This is a genomic window from Mumia zhuanghuii, assembly GCF_042681565.1.
GTDB lineage: Bacteria > Actinomycetota > Actinomycetes > Propionibacteriales > Nocardioidaceae > Mumia.
In genome coordinates, this window is the sequence record NZ_JBHUFT010000008.1 from 668,497 (window position 1) to 688,595 (window position 20,099).

General features: G+C 69.8%; 19 protein-coding genes. 10 read left to right on the forward strand and 9 right to left on the reverse strand.

Annotated features, from left to right (window positions below; genetic code table 11):
- Window positions 1–16 precede the first annotated feature (16 nt).
- From ACFSDF_RS11610 to ACFSDF_RS11625, 4 genes are all read right to left on the reverse strand, one after another.
- A complete protein-coding gene (locus ACFSDF_RS11610; RefSeq protein ID WP_167007783.1) occupies window positions 17–934 on the reverse strand; it encodes a glycine betaine ABC transporter substrate-binding protein in 918 nt (305 codons plus the stop codon).
- Between the two features lie 56 nt (window positions 935–990).
- Window positions 991–1,860: an ABC transporter permease gene (locus ACFSDF_RS11615; protein WP_167007786.1), complete on the reverse strand. Its 870-nt coding sequence runs from the start codon at window positions 1,858–1,860 to the stop codon at window positions 991–993.
- Window positions 1,853–3,109: a quaternary amine ABC transporter ATP-binding protein gene (locus tag ACFSDF_RS11620; RefSeq protein WP_167007788.1), complete on the reverse strand. Its 1,257-nt coding sequence runs from the start codon at window positions 3,107–3,109 to the stop codon at window positions 1,853–1,855. Before ACFSDF_RS11620 ends, ACFSDF_RS11615 begins: the two co-directional genes overlap by 8 nt.
- Before the next feature lie 299 nt (window positions 3,110–3,408).
- Window positions 3,409–3,948, reverse strand: a complete 540-nt coding sequence (locus tag ACFSDF_RS11625; protein WP_167007791.1) for a class I SAM-dependent methyltransferase — start codon at window positions 3,946–3,948, stop codon at window positions 3,409–3,411.
- Window positions 3,949–4,008: 60 nt separating this feature from the next.
- Here ACFSDF_RS11625 and ACFSDF_RS11630 point away from each other — a divergent pair, with 60 nt between their 5' ends.
- Window positions 4,009–4,602, forward strand: coding sequence for an HhH-GPD-type base excision DNA repair protein (locus ACFSDF_RS11630; RefSeq protein WP_167007793.1), 594 nt, complete (start codon window positions 4,009–4,011; stop codon window positions 4,600–4,602).
- A 67-nt stretch (window positions 4,603–4,669) separates the two neighbouring features.
- Here the strand turns inward: ACFSDF_RS11630 and ACFSDF_RS11635 are convergent, their stop codons facing one another.
- Together ACFSDF_RS11635 and ACFSDF_RS11640 are read right to left on the reverse strand one after the other, a co-directional pair.
- On the reverse strand, window positions 4,670–5,359 hold the full coding sequence (locus tag ACFSDF_RS11635) for a fasciclin domain-containing protein (RefSeq protein WP_167007796.1): 690 nt from the start codon (window positions 5,357–5,359) through the stop codon (window positions 4,670–4,672).
- A gap of 25 nt (window positions 5,360–5,384) precedes the next feature.
- Entirely contained in the window at window positions 5,385–6,947 is a 1,563-nt protein-coding gene (locus tag ACFSDF_RS11640; protein ID WP_167007799.1) for a molybdopterin-dependent oxidoreductase, read from the reverse strand.
- 131 nt (window positions 6,948–7,078) lie between these two features.
- Between ACFSDF_RS11640 and sigK the strand changes: the two genes are divergently transcribed.
- Together sigK and ACFSDF_RS11650 are read left to right on the forward strand one after the other, a co-directional pair.
- Window positions 7,079–7,678, forward strand: coding sequence for an ECF RNA polymerase sigma factor SigK (sigK, locus tag ACFSDF_RS11645; protein ID WP_167007802.1), 600 nt, complete (start codon window positions 7,079–7,081; stop codon window positions 7,676–7,678).
- Entirely contained in the window at window positions 7,675–8,400 is a 726-nt protein-coding gene (locus ACFSDF_RS11650) for an anti-sigma factor (protein ID WP_167009228.1), read from the forward strand. Before sigK ends, ACFSDF_RS11650 begins: the two co-directional genes overlap by 4 nt.
- A gap of 9 nt (window positions 8,401–8,409) precedes the next feature.
- Here ACFSDF_RS11650 and ACFSDF_RS11655 read toward each other — a convergent pair whose 3' ends face one another.
- The gene (locus tag ACFSDF_RS11655) at window positions 8,410–8,949 is read right to left on the reverse strand and encodes a mycothiol transferase (RefSeq protein WP_167007805.1); all 540 of its coding nucleotides are present in this window, start codon (window positions 8,947–8,949) and stop codon (window positions 8,410–8,412) included.
- Window positions 8,950–9,093: 144 nt separating this feature from the next.
- Here ACFSDF_RS11655 and ACFSDF_RS11660 point away from each other — a divergent pair, with 144 nt between their 5' ends.
- Genes ACFSDF_RS11660 through ACFSDF_RS11675 form a run of 4 tightly spaced genes read left to right on the forward strand, consistent with a single transcriptional unit; the run spans window position 9,094 to window position 12,207 of the window.
- Window positions 9,094–10,194: an LLM class flavin-dependent oxidoreductase gene (locus tag ACFSDF_RS11660; RefSeq protein WP_167251965.1), complete on the forward strand. Its 1,101-nt coding sequence runs from the start codon at window positions 9,094–9,096 to the stop codon at window positions 10,192–10,194.
- A complete protein-coding gene (locus tag ACFSDF_RS11665; RefSeq protein WP_377157598.1) occupies window positions 10,191–10,808 on the forward strand; it encodes an FMN reductase in 618 nt (205 codons plus the stop codon). The genes ACFSDF_RS11660 and ACFSDF_RS11665 overlap by 4 nt, the downstream gene beginning before the upstream one ends.
- 50 nt (window positions 10,809–10,858) lie before the next feature.
- Window positions 10,859–11,278, forward strand: coding sequence for a hypothetical protein (locus ACFSDF_RS11670; RefSeq protein ID WP_167007814.1), 420 nt, complete (start codon window positions 10,859–10,861; stop codon window positions 11,276–11,278).
- A gap of 44 nt (window positions 11,279–11,322) precedes the next feature.
- Window positions 11,323–12,207, forward strand: a complete 885-nt coding sequence (locus tag ACFSDF_RS11675; RefSeq protein WP_167007817.1) for a glycosyltransferase family 2 protein — start codon at window positions 11,323–11,325, stop codon at window positions 12,205–12,207.
- A gap of 170 nt (window positions 12,208–12,377) precedes the next feature.
- On the opposite strand, the gene ACFSDF_RS11680 is transcribed toward ACFSDF_RS11675, so the two are convergent.
- Window positions 12,378–13,232: an ABC transporter ATP-binding protein gene (locus ACFSDF_RS11680; RefSeq protein ID WP_167007820.1), complete on the reverse strand. Its 855-nt coding sequence runs from the start codon at window positions 13,230–13,232 to the stop codon at window positions 12,378–12,380.
- A gap of 3 nt (window positions 13,233–13,235) precedes the next feature.
- Window positions 13,236–14,048, reverse strand: coding sequence for an ABC transporter permease (locus ACFSDF_RS11685; protein ID WP_167007823.1), 813 nt, complete (start codon window positions 14,046–14,048; stop codon window positions 13,236–13,238).
- 143 nt (window positions 14,049–14,191) lie between these two features.
- Here ACFSDF_RS11685 and ACFSDF_RS11690 point away from each other — a divergent pair, with 143 nt between their 5' ends.
- The 3 genes from ACFSDF_RS11690 to ACFSDF_RS11700 are packed head-to-tail and all read left to right on the forward strand — an operon-like array spanning window position 14,192 to window position 20,086.
- On the forward strand, window positions 14,192–15,589 hold the full coding sequence (locus ACFSDF_RS11690; protein ID WP_167009231.1) for a bifunctional cytidylyltransferase/SDR family oxidoreductase: 1,398 nt from the start codon (window positions 14,192–14,194) through the stop codon (window positions 15,587–15,589).
- Entirely contained in the window at window positions 15,582–19,076 is a 3,495-nt protein-coding gene (locus tag ACFSDF_RS11695) for a CDP-glycerol glycerophosphotransferase family protein (RefSeq protein ID WP_167007826.1), read from the forward strand. The genes ACFSDF_RS11690 and ACFSDF_RS11695 overlap by 8 nt, the downstream gene beginning before the upstream one ends.
- Window positions 19,076–20,086, forward strand: a complete 1,011-nt coding sequence (locus ACFSDF_RS11700) for a glycosyltransferase family 2 protein (protein WP_243843094.1) — start codon at window positions 19,076–19,078, stop codon at window positions 20,084–20,086. Before ACFSDF_RS11695 ends, ACFSDF_RS11700 begins: the two co-directional genes overlap by 1 nt.
- Window positions 20,087–20,099: the final 13 nt, after the last annotated feature.

A 20,099-nucleotide genomic window follows, 5' to 3' on the forward strand; every position in this document is an offset into this window, starting at 1 on the left:
TCGTCGTGCGCGAAGGTCAGCTCACGCCGGCCTTCTTCTTGAGGTCGTCGACGAACGTGGGGTTGTCCTCGAGCCACTGCTTCACCGCGTCCTCCTCAGCGACGTCGTCGCCGGAGTTGAACATGAGGTTCTCCAGCGAGAAGAGCTGCTCGTCGTTCAGTGTGAACGCGCCGATCATCTCCTCGACGTCGCCGAAGCGCTCACCGAAGTCCTTCGACCCGTAGGCGTGGATCTCCTCGGCCTCGCCGAGCGTGCCCTTGGGATCCTCGAGGTCACGCATGGGGAACTCGTCGTACGCCCAGTGCGGGCGCCACAGCGTCACGGCAATGTTGTCACCGGACTTCGTCGCGCTCTTCAGCTCGGCCAGCATCGCCGGGGTCGACGAGATGACGTAGTCCATCTTGTCCAGGCCGTACGTGGGCACGACCTCCTCCTGCGTGACCTTCGTGAGGCCGGCACCCGCCTCGATACCGACCAGGCGGTTGCCGTACTCGTCGGCCATGCCCGCCAGGTCCTCCAGCGACTTGGCCGGCGAGCTCTCGTTGACGGCGATCGTCAGCTTGGCGTTGTCGTACCAGGTGCCGAGATCGGTGATGTCGTCGCCGAACTTCTTCAGATACGAGGCGTGGGTGAGCGGGAGCCACGTGTCGAAGGTGACGTCGAAGTCCCCGCCGGCCAGGCCGGTGAAGACGACCCCGACGTCCGCGGTCTCGGTCTCGACCTCGTACCCCTCGTCCTCGAGGATCGCCTTCCACAGGTGGGAGACGGCGATGCCTTCGTCCCATCCGGAGGGGATGCCGATCGAGATCGACTTCTCGTCGTCGCCGCTGGCCGACTCAGAGCCTCCGCAGGCGGCGAGGCCGACGCTCAGGACGAGCGCGGACGCGGTGGCGGTGACGCCCCGCAGGAGTCGGGATGTGCGTACGCGTGACATGTGTTCCTTCCTTCGGCTGCGCCGGTGGGCGCCGCCTGGGTTGGGGGTGTCGTCGCTCAGGAGCGGCTCGTGGCCAGCGCCTTGGCGACAGGGGTGCGGGCGGAAAGGCCCGCGGTGACGCGATCGAGGAAGATCGCGAGGATCACGACGGAGATGCCAGCTTCGAAGCCCATGCCGACCTCCACGCTGCTGAGGGCTGACACGACGTCGCGGCCGAGGCCCTCGGCGCCGACCATGCCCGAGATCACGACCATCGAGAGCGCGAGCATGATGACCTGGTTGACGCCGGCCATGATTGTCGGCATCGCCAGCGGGAGCTGGACCTGCCGCAGGATGCGGCCTGGGGTGGCACCGAACGCCTGTCCCGCCTCCACGACCTCGCCGTCGACCTGCCGGATGCCGAGCTCGGTGAAGCGGACGCCCGGCGCGAGGGCGAAGATCACCGTCGCGACGATGCCCGGGACGACGCCGGTGAGGAAGATGACGACCGTCGGGATGAGATAGACGAACGCCGGCATCGTCTGCATGAAGTCCAGCACCGGCTTGACCACGGCGGAGACCGTGTCGTTGCGCGCCGCCCAGATGCCGACCGGGACGGCGATCGCCAGGGCGATGACGGAGGCGAGCAGCACGAGCGCGAGCGTCTTCATCGCGTTGTCCCACTGGTCGACGCTCGCGATGAGCGTGAAGCCGACAACGGCGACGAGGGCGAGCCGCCAGCCCTTCGCGACAAGGGCGACCAGCGCCAGCAGCACCGCGAGCACCCAGAACGGCGGGGCCAGGAGGAGCTCGCTGAGGCCGTCGTACGCCCCGGAAAGAACCTCCTTCACGAACCCGAAGAACGGGCGGAACGTGTCGGTCACCCAGTCGACACCGGTCTCGACCCATTCGCCGAGGGGCATGCGAGGGATGGGGCTGTCAGTCATCGTCGCCTCCCGTGGTCGGCTCGGCAGGGGCCATCGCGGACAGCAGCGTCACTCGCGGCACGACGCCGACGAGCCTTCCGTCGTCATCGGTCACCGGTACGGGCAGCGTGCCCTCCGCGGCAGGGGCGAAGACATCGGCCAGCAGCGTCGTCGTCCGCACGGACGCGACGTCCTCGCGCACCGCGCTGGCGATGGTGTCCTTGCCCTCGCGGAGTGCGGCGACCGCGTCGACGTCGTGGACGACGCCGCGCAGGACGCGCTGGCGGTCGACGACGTACGCAGCCGGCACCTGCGCCTCGCGCATCGTGCGGCTGGCCTGACGAGGGCCCCCGGCCAGGGGGACGACCGCGGTGGGGCGGACCATCACCGACGAGGCCGTCAGCACGCGGCTGCGGTCGACGTCGGCGACGAACTGCGCGACGTAGTCGTTCGCCGGGTCGGACAGGATCTGCTCGGTGGTGCCGACCTGAGCGATCCGGCCGTCACGCATGACGGCGATCCGGTCGCCGATGTGCATGGCCTCATTGAGGTCGTGCGTGATGAAGACGATGGTCTTGCCGAGGCGGCGCTGCAGATCGAGCAGCTGCTCCTGCATCTCGCGGCGGATCAGCGGGTCGAGCGCTGAGAACGCCTCATCCATGAGGAGGATGTCGGTGTCGGCCGCCAGCGCGCGGGCGAGCCCGACCCGCTGGCGCATACCGCCGGACAGCTGCGAGGGCAACGAGCTTTCCCACCCGTCGAGGCCGACGAGCGCGAGCGCCTCGGCGGCCTTGGCGCGGCGCTCCTTCTTGCGGACTCCCTGGATCTCGAGGGGGTACGCGGCGTTGTCGAGCACCGTGCGGTGGGGAAGCAAGGCGAAGTGCTGGAAGACCATGCTGACGCGGGCGCGGCGCAGGGCGCGCAGGGACTTCGCGTCGACCGTCGCGAGGTCGTCGTCGCCGATCAGCACCCGCCCGGCGCTCGGGCGCCACAGGCCGTTGAGCATCCGGATGAGCGTCGACTTGCCCGACCCCGACAACCCCATCACGACGAAGATCTCGCCGACACGGATCTCGAGGCTCGCGTCGATGACGGCGGCGGTGCCGTACGGCTTGACCTCATCGCGGCTCGCGCCGGCCTCGAGGCGTCGCACGGCCTCGGCGGGGCGTCGGCCGAAGACCTTCGAGACGTTCTCGATGCGCAGGGCGACCGGGGCGTCGGTCGAGGATTCCAGGAGCGGTGAGAGTTCTTGACCCACGCTGGCGGTCATCACGGGACTTCTTCGCCACCTTTCGGACGTTCGGCTGCACCCGCCGCGTCGGGGGTCGACGCGAGAGGCGTCAGGCGCAGCCTCGCTGTCTGCTGGCGACGTAGGCACCATCGTGGGTGCCCGTGACCGGGGTCCCGCTGGAGGCGGGCGCGCCGTACGGACGAACGTCGCGCTCCTTGCATCCTGCCTGGTCAAGGTCACTAACGGTAACGACAGGGGGCGCTGCAGGGCCTTACGTGCGGTGTGTTACGGGCGGCAGGTGACGCCTGTGGTGGCAGGGGCTGTGGGCTCCAGCTTCGTTATCGGTTCGTGATCCCTCGGGGGCGGCGCGAGGCGGTGAAGGCACCCAGTCGGGGTGACGCCGCGACGGCCGTCACGGCGTCGAAACCGCCGCCGGTCAGCGATCGGGTCACCCCGTCGGAGACCCTCGCGCCGACGGTGCTGGTCGGCGTTTCGTAGAACAGCCAAAGACTGCCCTCTGGGTGCAGGACACGATGGAGCTCGGCGGCCAGCCTCGAGGCGTCGCTGGTCCAGAAGACGTTGACGTTCACCGCGAACGCGAGGTCGTACGCGGCGCCCGGCAGCATCGCCGCGACGTCCTCGATGGCGCCTCGTCGTACGTCCCACCGGGCCGGTGACCCGGCGTCGGCGCAGCGCTGCCTCGTACGGCGCTCGGCGACCTCCGAGCGGTCGACACCGAGGTACGAGCCGTCAGGTCCGAGGCGTTCGAGGACCAGCTGCGCGGCGACGCCCGGTCCGCCGCCGATCTCCAGGACGGCGCTCGAGCGCGTGAGCGGGAGCGAGGCGACGGCGTGGGTGAGGCGTGCGGGGACAGCCATGCCCCACCGTATGACGTCCGCCGTTCGTCGAACGTGGGCTCGTTTTGGGATGATCGGGGCATGAGCCTCAACCTCACCGGTGACGCCGAAGCGGACCAGCTGCTCGACTCCGACCCGTTCGCGCTGCTCGTCGGCATGCTTCTCGATCAGCAGTATCCGATGGAGGCGGCGTTCGCGGGCCCGCTCAAGATCGTGCAGCGGGTCGGCAGCATCGACGTGCAGACGATCGCGGAGTACGACCCCGAGGCGTTCGCCGCGCTCTGCTCCACGCCACCGGCGGTCCACCGCTATCCGGGCTCGATGGCCAAGCGCATCCAGGAGCTCGCCGCGTACCTGATGAGCGAGTACGACGGCGAACCCGCACGCCTCTGGACCGAGGGCGACCCCGACGGCAAGACCGTGCTCAAGCGCCTCAAGGCGTTGCCGGGGTACGGCGACCAGAAGGCGCGGATCTTCCTCGCGATGCTGGGCAAGCAGCGTGGGGTCGAGCCGGCCGGGTGGCGTCAGGCTGCGGGCGCGTACGGCGACGAGGGCTCGCGCCGCTCGATCGCCGATGTCGTCGACGCCGAGACGCTCCAGGAGGTGCGGACGTTCAAGAAGGAGCAGAAGGCGGCAGCGAAGGCAGCCAAGGGCAAGGTGTCTGAGGGGTCTTAATCCGGGCTCCGCTGGCGCTCCGCCCCTGCTCGACCAGCGAGTCCGCTGGCCGAGCAGGACGGATCGCTCACATCGGCGGCATCAGGACCGAGTCGATGAGATAGACGGTCGCGTTCGCGGTCTTCACCCCGCCGCAGACCACCGCTGCGTCCTCGGCACCGACGGTGAGCTCGTCGGCCGAGCCCTTCACCTCCAGCTCAGCACCGTTCGCCGTCGTGTGCGTCCCCACGACCTCGTCGGGGCTGAGCTGCCCCGGCACGACGTGGTACGTCAGCACCGACGTCAGGGTCTCCGCTCCGGCCGGCTTCGCCAGCTCGGCGACGGTCTCCTTCGGCAGCTTCGCGAACGCCGCGTCGACCGGCGCGAACACCGTGAACTCGTCGCCGTTGAGGGTGTCGACGAGATTCACGTCCGGGTTGAGCTGCCCGCTCACGGCCGCGGTGAGCGTCTTGAGGAGCGGGTTGTTGCTCGCCGCGGTCGCGACCGGGTCCTGGGCCATCCCGTCGACCGAGCCGGCACCGTCGGGCACCTGTTCGGCGTACGAGGCGCAGCCGGGACCGACGAGCTCGGACGAGGCGTCAGACATGGCAGCATCGTCGGTCATCTCGGAGGTTGCCGACTCCGAAGCGCTCGGCGTGGAGTCGCCCGAGCCTGAGCCCGAGTCGGAGTCGTCGCTGCCGCAGCCTGCGGTGAAGAGGGCCAGGGACGCCAGCATGGCCACCGCCGCGAAGCGGGTCTTGTGCGTGGTCCTACTCATGGTTGTGCCTTCCTGTCGTGATCGGTCACTCCACCGAGAAGCTGACGCTGTGCCAGCCGGTGGCACCGTCCGGGCGTGGTTCGGCCCGGTCGGAGGTCTGTGTGGTCCCGTCCGCGTCGGTCGCGCGCACGGTGAGCGTGTGGTCGCCGCGGGTCGCGTCGCGCCAGTGCCACGTCCATTGGCGCCACGTGTCGATGCCGTCCTGCGGGGCGAGCTGCGCCGACTCCCACGAGCCGTCGTCGACCCGCATCTCCACGGCCCGTACGCCGACGTGCTGCGCCCAGGCGACGCCGCCGACTCGGACGGAGTCGCGGTCGAACGACTGGAACGAGCGCGGGACGTCGATGCGCGACGCGAGCTTGATCGGGGCCTGCTCGGCCCAGTCGCGCTCGGTCCAGTACGCCTCGAAGTCTGCGAACCGCGTGACCTCCAGGTCGACGAGCCACTTCGTCGCCGACACGTAGCCGTACAGCCCGGGCACGACCATCCGTGCGGGGAAGCCGTGGTCCAGCGGCAGTGGCTCACCGTTCATCGCGAGCGCGACCAGCGCGTCGCGCCCGTCGAGGACCGCGTCCAGCGGCGTACCGATCACCATCCCGTCCGCGCTCGTGGACTTGAGCGCGTCGGCGCCGTCGCGCACCCCCGCGCGCCGCAAGAGGTCGGCCAGGGGGACGCCGATCCACGTGGCGTTGCCGGCGTACGGGCCTCCGACCTCGTTGGAGACGCAGGTGAGCGTGATGCGGCGCTCGATCAGCGGCATGTCGAGGAGGTCGGCGAAGCTCAGCTCGAGCTCCTCGTCCACGTCGCCGTGGATCCGCAGGCGCCAGGTGTCGGCGGGGACGTCGGGAACGATCAGCGCGGTGTCGACGCGGTAGAAGTCGCGGTTCGGCGTCACGTACGGGGTCACGCCTGACAGCGGGTCGAGCCCGTCCGGCAGCGGGGGCGCGGGGCTGCGCGGGACCGGGACGCGGATGCGCGACCGCGACACCGCCGCATCCGACCCGCCCGCGATCCGGGTCACCGCACCGCCGGTCGCCGCGACGGCGGCCGTGCCGAGGACGGCGACGAGGAACCGTCGGCGGTCGAACCCTGACGGCAGGTCGTCGCCGGGTCGGCGTGAGGGAGTTGCGCCCTGGCTCTGGTTAGAGGCAGGAAGCGCCCGCAGCAGGACGAGGAGCGTCGCTGCCGCGACGATGCCGGTCGCGACGGGCGCGAGGAGGGCGACCGCGGGCCACGCCGAGGTCGTCCTGTCGACCGCCGTCGCCACCACCGCGACCGCGCCCACGGCCGCCACGAGGACGACCGCGAGCCGGCGGCGGGAAGCCCCGAGCACTCCCGCCGCCGCGGCCAGCACGAGGAGCACCAACGCCATCCCGCTCAGCAGCACGGCCTTGTCGCTCTCGCCGAACGCCCGTACGGCGAAGTCCTTCACGAACCCTGGCGTCAGCGCGATCACCGCGTTGCCGACCGCAACGACGGGCGACGGCCCTCCGGTGACGGCCGCCACCGCCGTCCCCACCGCCACGCCGGCCAGTGCGGCCAGCACACCGCTGCCGGCAGCGAGGAGGCGAACCCGGGTCCTGGTCATGCCCTTGCTTCGCGGCGACCGGCGACACGGATGGGTCCGGCGAGTGACAATGTGAACGCGGACGATCGGACCCATCCCCGGGGCGCACTGCCTCGAATCACCGATGACAGTCCCTCCAACCAGGAGTGCCGATGGCAGACCCAGAGCGTGGCCGGCGCGCAGCCCCCGACGCGAGCACGCCCGACACGGGTGACGCGGTCGAGTCCCTGATGGGACGCGTGGCCAGAGGGGACGAGCAGGCCTTCGCCGCGGTGTACGACGCGCTGGCGGGTGCCGTCTTCGGCCTCGTACGGAGGATTCTGCGTGACCCGGTGCGCTCGGAGGAGGTGACGCAGGAGGTGTTCTTGCAGGTGTGGCAGATCGCGCCGCGTTTCGACGCGCGGCGGGGGCGTGCAAAGACGTGGGTGCTGACGCTGGCCCATCGCCGTGCCGTCGATGCTGTACGGCACGACCAGGCCGCGGCCGACCGCGACGCACGGTACGACTGGTCCGGCGGGCCCGCGTACGACCAGGTCACCGACGAGGTGACCGTACGGCTCGAGCACGAGCAGGTACGCCGATGCCTGGGCACGCTGACCGACCTGCAGCGTGAAGCGGTCGGCCTCGCCTACTACCAGGGCCACACCTACGCGGAGGTCGCGGTGATCCTTGAGGCCAACCCGGCGACGGTGAAGACCCGCCTGCGCGATGGATTGATCCGCCTGCGCGACTGCCTGGGGGTGACGGCATGACCAGCGATCCGCACACGCTCGCGGGCGCGTTCGCCCTCGATGCGCTCGACGCCGAGGAGCGCGCCTCGTACGAGTCCCACCTCGCCGAGTGCGCGGACTGCGAAGAGGAGGTCCTCGGCTTCCAGGAGACGGCCGCGCGGCTCGGTGCCGCGCAGGAGGCGGCACCTCCGGCGCACCTGCGCCGCGCCGTCCTCGACGCGGTCTCCCGCACCCCGCAGGAGCGGCCTGTCGTCACCGACCTCTCCAGCGCGCGGTCGTGGCGCCGCGGGTGGCCGGCACGGATCATGCTCGCTGCGGCGGCCCTCGCGCTGGTCGTCGGCGCAGTCGGCTTCGGCCTGTCCCAGCGCGACCAGGTCGACCGGATGGAGGCCCGCCAGGCCGCGATGACGGAGGTGCTCTCCGCCCCGGACGTCGAGATGGTGACGGCCCCGGTCGACGGTGGCGGGACGGTGCGCGTCGTGCAGTCTGCCGACCTCGGCAAGGCCGTGATGGTCGTCGCGGACCTGCCCCGGCTCGGCGACGACCTGGACTACCAGATGTGGACGGAGTCGGACGGCGCCATGCACAGCGCAGGCGTCCTGCCACGCGACGAGCAGGGGGCGCGGGGAGCGCACCTCATGGACGACGTCACCGGTGTGACGGCGGTCGCGATCAGCGTGGAGCCCGCGGGTGGGTCGAAGGAGCCGACGAGCGCCCCGATCGTCACGGTCGTGACGTCCTGACGTCCGGTCTCACCCCAGGTCGGCCCGCTCGGCGAGCCCGCGGACGTACGAGGCCTGACCGAGGTGCTGGACGCTGTCGTCGAACATGCTGACGAGCCGGACGGCCGCCGTCACCGGGGGATCCCACCGGTCGTCGACGATGCGTCGCAGCCCTGCGACGTCGACGCCGTGCAGGAAGGACCGGAGCCGCCCGGTGACGTCGTGGTGGTAGCCGGCGAGCTTCTCGCCGCTGACCACGACGGCGGCGACCTCGTCAGGCGACTGCCCGTAGCCGGTGGCGGACTTGGCGAACGGGAGCCCGAGCTCGTCGTACCAGCCGTCGGCCGTCCACGCCTGAAGGGTGCCCATGAGGTCAGCCCCGTGGTCGTCGAGCACGCGCGCCTGGTGCCAGACGAGCCAGCAGACCGTGTTGGACTCGCCGTCCGGGCGGTACGTGCCGATCGGGAGGGGAAGGTCGCGAGTGAGGTCGTCGACGAGGTCATCGATCCGGTCGACCTGGTCGAGCAGGATCGCGCGCAAGGTGTCGAGTGCGGCGGAATCATTGCTCATAGGGGCCACGTTAGGGGTTTCGGCTGACAACGCCCGCTCGAGCGGCCGGCGGCGGGGGAATAGGCCGACTGGTCAGATAGTTGAAGGCTGTACTAGATTGGTTCCAGAGCGATCGCGGGAGCGATCAGACAAGGGGACGAGCAGATGCAGTTCGGGATCTTCACCGTCGGCGACGTCACGACCGACCCGACGACGGGCCGGACGCCGTCCGAGCACGAGCGGATTAAGGCGACCATCGAGATCGCCAAGAAGGCCGAGGAGGTCGGGCTCGACGTCTTCGCGACGGGAGAGCACCACAACCCGCCCTTCATCCCGTCCGCCCCGACGACCACGCTGGCCTACATCGCCGCGCAGACCGAGCGGCTCATTCTCTCGACCTCCACGACGCTGATCACCACGACCGACCCGGTGCGCATCGCCGAGGACTACGCGACCCTGCAGCACCTGTCGGACGGCCGCAACGACCTGATGCTGGGTCGCGGCAACACCGGTCCGGTCTATCCGTGGTTCGGCAAGGACATCCGGCAGGGCATCGAGCTCGCGATCGAGAACTATCACCTGCTGCGCCGCCTCTGGACCGAGGACGTCGTCGACTGGGAGGGCAAGTTCCGTACGCCGCTGCAGGGCTTCACCGCGACCCCGCGCCCGCTCGACGGAGTCGCGCCGTTCGTCTGGCACGGCTCGATCCGCAGCCCGGAGATCGCCGAGCAGGCCGCCTACTACGGCGACGGGTTCTTCTCGAACCACATCTTCTGGCCTGCCAGCCACACCCAGCGCATGGTCGCGTTCTACCGTCAGCGCTTCGAGCACTACGGCCACGGCAGCGCCGACCAGGCCATCGTCGGCCTCGGCGGGCAGGTGTTCATGCGCAAGAACAGCCAGGACGCGGTGGACGAGTTCCGGCCGTACTTCGACAACGCGCCCGTCTATGGGCACGGGCCGAGCCTCGAGGACTTCACCCGCGAGACGCCGCTCACCGTCGGTAGCCCGCAGCAGGTCATCGAGCGGACTCTGGGGTTCCGGGAGTACGTCGGCGACTACCAGCGCCAGCTGTGGCTCATGGACCACGCAGGTCTGCCGCTCAAGACCGTGCTCGAGCAGCTCGACCTCCTCGGCGAGGAGGTCGTCCCGGTGCTGCGCAAGGAGTTCGCCGCGCTGAAGCCCGCCCATGTTCCCGAGGCCCCGACTCACGCATCGCTCGTCGCCGTCGCGCAGGCCGCGACCACTGAGGAGGTGACTGCATGACCACCCGCAAGATCACCGTCGTCAGCGCCGGCCTGAGCCAGCCGTCCTCGACGCGCCTGCTCGCCGACCGGCTTGCCCAGGCGGTCCGCGACGACCTGCTCACCAGCGGGGTCGAGGCCGAGGTGACCGTGCACGAGCTGCGTGAGCACGCGCACGACATCACCAACGCGATGCTCACCGGCTTCGCCCCGGCCGGACTCCAGGCGGTCCTCGACGACGTCGTGGCCGCGGACGGGCTGGTCGTCGTGACGCCGATCTTCACCGCGTCCTACTCGGGGCTCTTCAAGTCCTTCTTCGACGTGCTCGAGAAGGACTCCCTGGCCGGCAAGCCGGTGCTGATCGCCGCCACGGCGGGCACGGCACGCCACTCGCTGGCTCTCGAGCACGCGCTGCGGCCGATGTTCGCCTATCTGCGCGCTGTCGTCGTGCCGACCGCTGTCTTCGCGGCGTCGGAGGACTGGGGCGGTGTCGACGGTGTGAACGGTGCCCTGCAGTCCCGTGTCGAGAGGGCCGCCGGCGAGCTCTCGACGCTGGTCGCCGCCCGAGCGAGCAGCGCGCCGGTCGACCCGTTCGCGATGACGACCTCGTTCGAGGATCTTCTCTCAGGGTCCTGAGCTCCGCGTGGCTGCCGTGTTGGCCCACGTGAGTGTGCTGTGATGCGGTGATGAGCAGGGGAGTGACGCTGACGGAGCGGGCGAGGGGGTACGGGCTGTGGCCCGGTGACCTCCTCGCCAGCCTGCCCGGCGCGACGGTGGAGCAGATGATCGCCCGGTACGAGGACAGGCCACGGTTCGTCGTCGTCCTCTCTCTCGACGATGACGGCTCGCCCCTCGACGGCATGCCGGTCAGGGTGGTCCTCACCTTCGACGGCGCGCGGTTGCGGACCCTGCGGACGAGGCTGCGCGCACGCCTGCCACGTGCGACCTCGCGGCGCCCCGAGGTCGTCGAACTCGTACGCGGACGTTTCGGCTACCGCCTCCTGCACACCGCTGGACGTGTCTCCGTCCGCTCCGGCGAGCTCGTCATCGACGTCTCTCCGATCCACACCCTCGAGGCCGCCGCGTCCCACGCCCTCGCCTCCTGACCGGGGCACCGAGTGCACGGACCCGCGCCGGTACGGTGGCCCGTGTGACCGCACCCGTACGCCCCCAGATCGGTGTCGTCGTCCTCACCCAGGGCAAGCGCCCCGAGGACCTCGACGCTGCGCTCCGTTCCGTCCTCGCGCAGGGCGATGTGGATGTGGACATCGTGTGCGTCGGCAACGGGTGGGCGCCGTCCGGGCTGCCGGAGGGCGTTCGTGCCCTCGCGCTCCCCGAGAACCTCGGCATCCCGGCCGGACGCAACGCCGGCGTCCCCCACGTGACCGGCGACCTGCTGCTGTTCGTCGACGACGACGCCCGTCTGGACGGCGACGACTTCCTTGCGCGTGCGGCGGCGCTGTTCGCGGCCGACCGCCGCCTCGGAGTCGTCCAGCCTCGGGTGGAGAGCCCGGGGGAGACCGCCCCGACGCGGTGGATCCCGCGCATGCGCAAGGGCGACCCACGGCGCTCGTCGACGGCGTTCTCGCTGTGGGAGGGCGTGCTGGTCGTGCGCCGCGCCGCGTTCGACGCCGCCGGCGGTTGGGGAGACGAGTTCTTCTACGCCCACGAGGGCATCGAGCTGGCATGGCGGGTGTGGGACGCGGGGTACGAGGTCTGGTACCGCGGCGATCTCGCGTGCCTCCACCCCGCGATCGACCCGGCACGGCACGACTTCTACTACCGACTCAACGCCCGCAACCGCGTCTGGCTGGCCCGCCGCAACCTGCGGTGGCCGTTCTCGTGGGCGTACGTCGCGAGCTGGACGCTGGTCGCGCTCCTGCGGGCGGTGCGGTCGTCGATCGGTCGGCGCTCGCTGCGTCCGTGGTTGGCGGGCTGGCGTGAGGGATGGCGTACGGACCCGGGGGAGCGCCGTCCGCTCAAGTGGCGCACCGTGCTCGCGATGACGCTGCGCGGACGCCCGCCCGTCGTCTGACCCGCGGGTCACTGTGCCGAGTTCGCGGGTCACTCTCTGGCGTTCGTGGGTCACTGTCCGCCGCGAACGAGGGCAGTTGGTGGCGTAGCGTCCAGGCCTGTCGGGTCCGTGGACGCCAGCCCACCGACGACGCTCAGCCCGCGGCGGCCCGTTTACGGAGGCCGTGCGGGTCAGACGACCGTACGGAGCCCGTCCTCGTCGCCTTCGTCATCCTCGTCGGAGTCGTCTCCGAGGAGCCCGCGCTGGCGCATGCGACGCATCCGACGCTCGTGGCGGCGACGCAGTGCAGCCTCGTTGCCGGACTCGCTGAAGTACTTCTCGACGACCTCACCGATCGGGCCGTCGTGGACGAGCTGGCCCTCGCGCAGATAGAGGCCGCGGCTGCAGAAGCGGGTGAGGTTCGCCTCGCTGTGCGACACCATGAACAGCGTCCGGCCCTCGCTCAGCATCTCGTCGATCCGCTCGAAGCACTTCTCGCGGAAGGCGCGGTCGCCGACCGCCAGCACCTCGTCGACGAGCATGATCGGCTCGTCGAGGCGCGAGACCACACTGAACGCCACCCGGACCTTCATCCCGGAGGAGAGGTGCTTGTAGGGAGTGTCGACGAAGTCCTCGATCTCGGCGAACTCGACGATCTCGTCGAACGACGCCGCGATCTGCTTCTTGCTCGTGCCGTGCAGACCGGCGGCGAGGAAGATGTTGTCGCGCACCGTCAGGTCTCCGACGAAGCCGCCGGTGATCTCGATCAGCGGGGCCACACCGCCGTTGACGACGGCGCGCCCTTCGTCGGGGATGAGAACGCCGGCGATCGTCTTGAGAAGCGTCGACTTGCCCTGACCGTTGCGACCGACGACGCCGATCGCCTCACCGGGCTGCACGTCGAACGAGATGTTGCGCAACCCCCAGAACTCGCCGGCGCGCACTCCGGACTGGCCCTTGAAGACGAGGTCGCGGATGCTGCGGTGGCGCCGTGACCGGTGGAACCGGACCGAGACGTCCTGGACCGAGATGATGGGTTCGGTCATGACTCAGAGCTCCTTGAGGACCGTGCGCTCGAGGCGGGCGAAGATCCACCAGCCGAACGCGAGAATCGCGACGGAGACGGCCGCCGCATATCCGACGTGGAGCCAGTTGAGGTAGTGCGGGAAGATCCCGGACCGGAAGAGCTGGAGGATGTCGGCGACAGGGTTGGCCACGTACACCCAGCGGATGTCCTCGGGCAGCCGTGTCGTCGTATAGAGCACCGGTGACGCGTAGAAGAACAGACGAAGGAAGATCTGGACCACACGGTTGAGGTCGGGCACCAGGACGGTGAGGACGCTCAAGGCGAACCCGATGCCGCACAGCAAGGTGGCCATCAGCAGCATCGCCAGCGGCAGCGTGATCAGCATGTTCCAGTGGAGCGGCACCTGGAAGGCGATCAGGAAACCGGCGAGCACCGGCAGCGCGAAGACGTACTCGACCGCGTTGGACGCGACGACACGCAGCACCCAGATCTCGCGAGGCAGGTTGGTTGATCGGATCAACCGAGACGAGCTACGCAGCGCCTTGGAGCTCTGTGAGACGGTCGAGTTGAACCACTGCCACGGCAGCATGCCCGCGAGCAGGAAGACGATGTACGGCTCGTCGCCCGGGACGTCACGTGCGAACAGCATGGAGAAGATCGCCCAGTAGACGAGGCTCATCAGGAGCGGGTCGAGGACCGTCCACACGTATCCGAGGACGGAATTCGCGTAGCGCACCTTCAGGTCACGGCGGACCAGGAGGAGGAAGATCTTCCGTACGCCCCAGATTGCGCGGACCCGCGCCCAGGGCGATCGGGTATAGCTCGAGTCGACCATCGATCCCTCTCGTCAGGTGTCGCGTCCCATTCGGGGACGGCCCCGGCATAGCAGGCCCACTCTACGTGTGAGGGTCCTGGAACCCACGCATACCCTCCGGCTCCGGGTTCGTGCCACAAGTTACTCTCTAGGTCGTGACTACGATGCGAAACGTGGCCGTGGTGCTGGCCGGCGGCACCGGCACCCGGGTCGGCCTGTCGATCCCGAAACAGTTGATCAAGATCGCGGGCAAGCCGATCATCGAGCACACGATCGCGGTCATGCAGGCATCCCCTCTGATCGACGAGATCGTGGTGCTGATGACGCCGGGCCACCTGGACCCGGTGCGGAGCATCGTCCGCAACGGCGGGTACGACAAGGTGACCCAGATCTTGGAGGGCGCCGACACCCGCAACGCCACGACCCAGCGCGCGCTGGACGCCCTCGGTGACGAGGAGTGCAACGTCCTCCTCCACGACGCCGTGCGCCCGCTGGTGTCGCAGACGATCATCGAGGACGTCGTCGCCGCGCTCGGCGAGTACGAGGCTGTCGACACCGTCATCCCGTCGGCCGACACGATCGTCGCGGTCCACGAGGACTCCGACACCATCGCCGACGTGCTCCCGCGCCACCTCCTGCGGCGCGGGCAGACCCCGCAAGCGTTCCGTCTCTCGGTGATCCGTGCCGCCTATGCGAAGGCGACGCAAGACCCCGACTTCGTCGCGACCGACGACTGCACCGTCGTCCTGCGCTACACGCCCGATGTCCCGATCACGGTCGTCGACGGTCACGAGCGCAACATGAAGGTCACCGAGCCGATCGACGTCTACATCGCCGACAAGCTGTTCCAACTGGCGTCCGCCGAGCGTCCGGAGGCCCTCACCGACGTCCAACAGGCCGCCGCGCTCGAGGGCAAGACTGTCGTCGTCTTCGGCGGCTCGTACGGCATCGGTGGCGACATCGCCGCCCTCGCGGAGCGCGCAGGCGCGACCGTCTTCACGTTCGCGCGCTCGAGCACCGACACCCACGTCGAGCGACGCGCCGACGTCCGCGCCGCTGCCGAGACCGTCCTCGCCAAGACCGGACGGGTCGACTACGTCGTCAACACCGCGGGCGTCCTCCCGATCGCACCGCTGGCGGAGACGAGCGAGGAGACGATCTACAACGCGACCGAGGTGAACTACCTCGGTCCGATTTTCATCGCCCAGGAGTTCTACCCCCACCTCGCGGCATCGTCGGGCTCGCTGCTTCTCTTCACCTCCTCCTCGTACACCCGTGGCCGCTCGGGCTACTCGCTGTACTCCTCGGCGAAGGCAGCCGTGGTGAACCTCACCCAGGCGCTGGCCGACGAGTGGGCCGGCGACGTGCGCGTGAACTGCGTGAACCCCGAGCGCACGGGCACCCCGATGCGCACGAAGGCGTTCGGCGAGGAGCCCGCGGGCACGCTGCTGTCCTCGGAGGAGGTCGCGCGCCAGTCGCTCGACGTGCTCCTCTCGTCGCAGACGGGCCACGTCATCGACATCCGCCGCGAGAATGGCCCGGCTGCGATCACGAATGGCTGACCCAGGTCTGGCGCCCCCCGAGGCCGCACGCGTCATGGCGGCCCGCGCGGGCGACGCTGCCACCGAGCTCACCACCGCCGCGGCGGTCGTCCTGGCGGCGGCTGCCGCGCTGGCCGGCGTCGTCGAACCCGTCGTCGTCACGGTCCTCCTTGTCGTGATCGCCGCGCTGGCGTACGACGGCTGGCGCTTCGTGCACCGCGACGACCTCTCACCCAACGTCGAGCGAGTCCTGCTCGGCCACGGCGGCGCGCTGCGCGGCATGGTGGGCGCGGCGGTCACCGTGTGCTTCGTGGCGTGGAGCGACGCCTCGGCGTGGGTCGCTGCGCTCGCGGCCATGATGAGCATCGGCGTCGTCGTGCTGGAGCCGGTGCTGGGCCAAGCACGCCAGTACCGCGTCACCTTCGTCTCGAACGTTCCCGGTCTGACACCGGCGCCGAAGCAGATCGACCTCGAGTCCGCGGCGACCGGCGCTCACCTGGGCGCGCTCGCGTTCGGCGCGGTCACCGCCGGGATCGGGCTTTCTCCGTGGTGGTGGGCCGCGGTGACGCTGGTCGCTGCCGGCCCCGACATCGTCATGGGACTCAACGCCGTCGTCCGTATGCGCGCGGGACGACGGATCGAGGCCGATCTCGCGGGCGCGCTGACCGCGTACGCGCCCGACGCGGTCGTCTACACGGCGTGGCCGGAGGACGGCTCGCACCAGGTGACGATGTGGCTGCCCTACCTGCGACGCACCGGGCGCAAGTTCCTCATCGTGACGCGTCACAACTACCCGGCCGAGCTGCTCGCCGAGCACACCGACCTGCCGATCGTGATGCGGCACGGCTCACGCGACCTCGACGACGTGGTCACCCCGTCGTTGACGACCGCGTTCTATGTCAACGCCTCCTCGGGCAACAGCATCTTCGTCCGGCACCACCGGCTGACCCATGTGTTCCTCGGCCACGGCGACTCGGACAAGCCGTCGTCCTACAACCCGACGCACGCGATGTACGACCGGATCTTCGCCGCGGGTGAGGCGGCGGTGCGTCGCTACGCCGCCCATGGGGTGTCGATCCCTCGCGACACGTTCGACGTCGTCGGCCGTCCGCAGGTCGAAGGCGTCACGCGTGTGGACGGGCCGGTTCCGGCACAGCCGACAGTCCTCTATGCGCCGACCTGGCGCGGGCACGTGGACGAGACGGCCTACCACTCGCTGCCGATCGGCACCGCCATCGTCGGCGCCCTGCTGGAGCGGGGCGCGACGGTGATCTTCCGGCCGCACCCGTTCAGCTACCGGTTCGAGACCGACACGGACACCATCCGTACGATCCATCAGATGCTCCGCGAGGACGCCGAACGCACCGGACGCGCGCACGTCTTCGGTGAGCGTGCCGAGCGCACGATGTCGATCTTCGACTGCATCAATGCCGCCGACGCGATGGTCTCTGACGTGTCGAGCGTGGTCGTCGACTGGCTCTTCTCCGGCAAGCCGTTCGCGATGACAGCGATGACGGAGCACGGTCGCGACTTCGTCGGCCACTACCCGATCGCCGCGGCCTCGTACGTGATCGAGGGGGACGCGTCCAACGTCTCGTCCGCGCTCGACTCGATGCTCGGCAGCGACCCGCTCGCTCTGGAGAGGCGCGCGGTCCGCAACGACTACCTCGGCGACTTCCCGGCCGAGGGTTATGCCGACGTGTTCGTCGACCGCGCCCGCGACGTCATCGACCACCGCCGTACGGGCACCCTGGTCGAGGACACGGCGGTAGGCGAGACCGACGACGCCGGAGTCAAGCTCACCCTCGGTGCCGTACGCCGCCAGCTAGCCGTCGCTGCACGCGACGTCACGACCGGCGGCCTCGCCCTGCTCACCTTCGTCGCCGCGCTGCTCGGCGCGCCTCGGGGGCTGTCGCTCGGCGGCGCGCTGGTGACGATGGCGCTGTTCGTGGTCCTGCACCGGCGTGCACGCCCCGGCAACCGAAAGTTCCAGCAGATCGCCGGGACTCTCCAGATGTCCCGCCTGCTGCTTGTCCTGGCGCTGGTGGTGGCGTGGTTCGACTGGCACGGCAGCTCGTGGATGGTTGCGGTCTCGCTCGCGGTGCTGGCCGCCTCGACGTCCGTGGAGACGACCGTCTTCGACAGCTGGGAGCGGGTCGGGCTGGAGGCGCGCAACCTGCCTTCGTTGAACGTCGATGTCCGTGAGGTGGTGCCGCGCGGCGTCGTCGGCGTCGTCGGCGCGGCAGCCGTCGTCGTCGCATGGCTCGCCGCGGCGGCGGGCCTGACGCCGGTCCTCGTGCTGGTCGCGGCTGCGTGCCTCGTCGCGGTGGTGCTCGCACTCGCCAGCGGCCTGCGGAGGGTGCACCGGTGCGTCGACGCGGAGGACCGCCTGTACGCGACGCTCGAGGAGCAGGCGCCCGAGTTCACCGTCTACTTCGGCTCGAACGTCGGGGCGCGCTACCAGGTCGGCATGTGGATCCCGTACTTCGAACGACTCGGTCGCCCGTTCGTCGTGGTGACGCGCAACCTGACGATGTTCCGGGCCTTGGAAGGCCTCACGTCCGCGCCGGTGATCCACCGCCCGTCGATCCGCAGCCTTCAAGAGGTGATCGTCCCGAGCATGCGGGCGGCCTTCTACGTGAACAACGCCCCCAACAACACGCACTTCATCGAGCGTCGCCAGATGGTCCACGTCTGGCTCAACCACGGTGACTCCGAGAAGCCCGCCTGCTACAATCCCGTGCACGCGATCTACGACCGGATCTTTGCCGCGGGCCAGGCGGGCATCGACCGCTATGCGCGTCACGGTGTCGAGATCCCGCGGGAGAAGTTCGAGATCGTCGGGCGTCCGCAGGTGGAGGACATCAGGCCGGCACGCGGAGCGATCGGTGACCTGACCGACCGTACGGTCCTGTACGCCCCGACGTGGCGTGGTCCGTACGCCGACTCCGAGGTCTACTCGTTGCCTCGGGGCGAGGAGATCGTACGGGCGCTGCTCAAGCGCGGCGTCCGGGTGATCTTCCGGTCGCACCCGTTCAACTACCGCTTCCCGGACGCGACGCGGACGATCGCCAAGATCGGTGCGCTGCTCGACGCGGACCGCGCCCGTACCGGGCGTCAGCACGTCTGGGGAGATGCAGCCGAGCTGCACATGTCGGTGGTCGACTGCTTCAACGCCTCGGATGCGATGGTCTCCGACGTCTCGGCCGTTGTCTCCGACTACCTCCAGTCGCAGAAGCCGTTCGCGATGATCGCCGTCGGCCGCTCGTCGGAGGTGCTCCGAGAGGAGGCCCCCGCGGCACGTGCGGCCTACGTCGTCGACGGTGCGATCTCCGATCTCGAGCCCGCGCTCGACGCGATGCTCGGTGAGGACCCGCTGGTCGAGGTGCGCGAGCAAACGCGCGTCTACTACCTGGGTGACTTCCCTGCCGGCACCTATGCCGACGGGTTCCTGACTGCCGGACGTCGCCTGATCGACGCCGGTCCGCTCGATGAAGGGCTGCGCTGATGAGCACTGCGCCGATGAGTGACGAGGCCATGGTGCCGGCGTCGGTCATGCCGCCCGTATCGGTCTTCATGACCGTGCGCAACGAGGAGCGTGACCTCGCCGAGTGTGTCGAGCGCATCCTCCTCCAGGACTATGCCGGCGAGCTGGAGGTCGTCGTCGCGGTGGGGCCGTCCGCGGACCGCACGCGCGAGATCGCCGACGCGCTCGCCGCGGAGCATCCCTCGGTCACGATCGTGGACAACCCGACCGGGCTCACGCCGCAAGGGCTCAACGCCGCGATCGGTGCCGCGCGTCACGACTACCTGGTCCGTGCCGACGGGCACGCGCTCTTCCCGTCCGACTACCTGACGCGGGTGGTCACGGCGTTGAGGGACACCGGTGCCGCGAACGTGGGTGGCCGCATGGCGCCGCGCGGGACGACGGCTTTCGGGCGAGCCGTCGCGCGGACGATGTCATCGCGCTTCGGCATCGGCGGCGCGGCCTTCCACACCGGCGGTGCCCCAGGACCGCAGCTGACGGTCTATCTCGGGGCGTTCCGCCGCAGTGCGCTCGAGAAGGTCGGCGGGTACGACGAGCACTTCGTCCGGGCCCAGGACTGGGAGCTGAACCACCGCCTCCGCGAGTCGGGGGAGACGGTGTGGTTCCTGCCGGACCTTGCGGTCACCTACCACCCGCGCGAGACGTGGAAGTCGTTCGCCCAGCAGCAGTACCGTACCGGCGGCTGGCGTCGACGGGTCATCAAAGAGCACCCCGACACCGCGTCGGTGCGCTACCTGGCTCCGCCCGCGGTCGTCGTCATGTCCGTCCTCGGGCTCGCGCTCGGCCTCGCGGGGATCTTCACGACGCCGTGGCTGCTGCTCGGTTTCGCGGCACCTGGTGTCTACCTGGCGGGTGTGACGGCCGCGTCGTTGTGGGAGGGCCGTGACCTCGACGCCGCGGCCCGAGTCCGTCTGCCGGTCGCCATGGTCACGATGCACGGGGCCTGGGGGCTAGGCTTCCTCGTGAGTTAGTAGATCACTTTAG

What these genes read in the sequence shown, in the direction of transcription:
- ACFSDF_RS11690 (WP_167009231.1), top strand. Translation starts at nt 14,192, where the DNA reads ATGCGAAACGTGGCCGTGGTGCTGGCCGGCGGCACCGGCACCCGGGTC.
- ACFSDF_RS11650 (WP_167009228.1), top strand. Translation starts at nt 7,675, where the DNA reads ATGACCAGCGATCCGCACACGCTCGCGGGCGCGTTCGCCCTCGATGCG.
- ACFSDF_RS11695 (WP_167007826.1), top strand. Translation starts at nt 15,582, where the DNA reads ATGGCTGACCCAGGTCTGGCGCCCCCCGAGGCCGCACGCGTCATGGCG.
- ACFSDF_RS11680 (WP_167007820.1), bottom strand. Translation starts at nt 13,232, where the DNA reads ATGACCGAACCCATCATCTCGGTCCAGGACGTCTCGGTCCGGTTCCAC.
- ACFSDF_RS11665 (WP_377157598.1), top strand. Translation starts at nt 10,191, where the DNA reads ATGACCACCCGCAAGATCACCGTCGTCAGCGCCGGCCTGAGCCAGCCG.
- sigK (WP_167007802.1), top strand. Translation starts at nt 7,079, where the DNA reads ATGGCAGACCCAGAGCGTGGCCGGCGCGCAGCCCCCGACGCGAGCACG.
- ACFSDF_RS11615 (WP_167007786.1), bottom strand. Translation starts at nt 1,860, where the DNA reads ATGACTGACAGCCCCATCCCTCGCATGCCCCTCGGCGAATGGGTCGAG.
- ACFSDF_RS11685 (WP_167007823.1), bottom strand. Translation starts at nt 14,048, where the DNA reads ATGGTCGACTCGAGCTATACCCGATCGCCCTGGGCGCGGGTCCGCGCA.
- ACFSDF_RS11635 (WP_167007796.1), bottom strand. Translation starts at nt 5,359, where the DNA reads ATGAGTAGGACCACGCACAAGACCCGCTTCGCGGCGGTGGCCATGCTG.
- ACFSDF_RS11700 (WP_243843094.1), top strand. Translation starts at nt 19,076, where the DNA reads ATGAGCACTGCGCCGATGAGTGACGAGGCCATGGTGCCGGCGTCGGTC.
- ACFSDF_RS11610 (WP_167007783.1), bottom strand. Translation starts at nt 934, where the DNA reads ATGTCACGCGTACGCACATCCCGACTCCTGCGGGGCGTCACCGCCACC.
- ACFSDF_RS11630 (WP_167007793.1), top strand. Translation starts at nt 4,009, where the DNA reads ATGAGCCTCAACCTCACCGGTGACGCCGAAGCGGACCAGCTGCTCGAC.
- ACFSDF_RS11625 (WP_167007791.1), bottom strand. Translation starts at nt 3,948, where the DNA reads ATGGCTGTCCCCGCACGCCTCACCCACGCCGTCGCCTCGCTCCCGCTC.
- ACFSDF_RS11640 (WP_167007799.1), bottom strand. Translation starts at nt 6,947, where the DNA reads ATGACCAGGACCCGGGTTCGCCTCCTCGCTGCCGGCAGCGGTGTGCTG.
- ACFSDF_RS11620 (WP_167007788.1), bottom strand. Translation starts at nt 3,109, where the DNA reads ATGACCGCCAGCGTGGGTCAAGAACTCTCACCGCTCCTGGAATCCTCG.
- ACFSDF_RS11670 (WP_167007814.1), top strand. Translation starts at nt 10,859, where the DNA reads ATGAGCAGGGGAGTGACGCTGACGGAGCGGGCGAGGGGGTACGGGCTG.
- ACFSDF_RS11660 (WP_167251965.1), top strand. Translation starts at nt 9,094, where the DNA reads ATGCAGTTCGGGATCTTCACCGTCGGCGACGTCACGACCGACCCGACG.
- ACFSDF_RS11655 (WP_167007805.1), bottom strand. Translation starts at nt 8,949, where the DNA reads ATGAGCAATGATTCCGCCGCACTCGACACCTTGCGCGCGATCCTGCTC.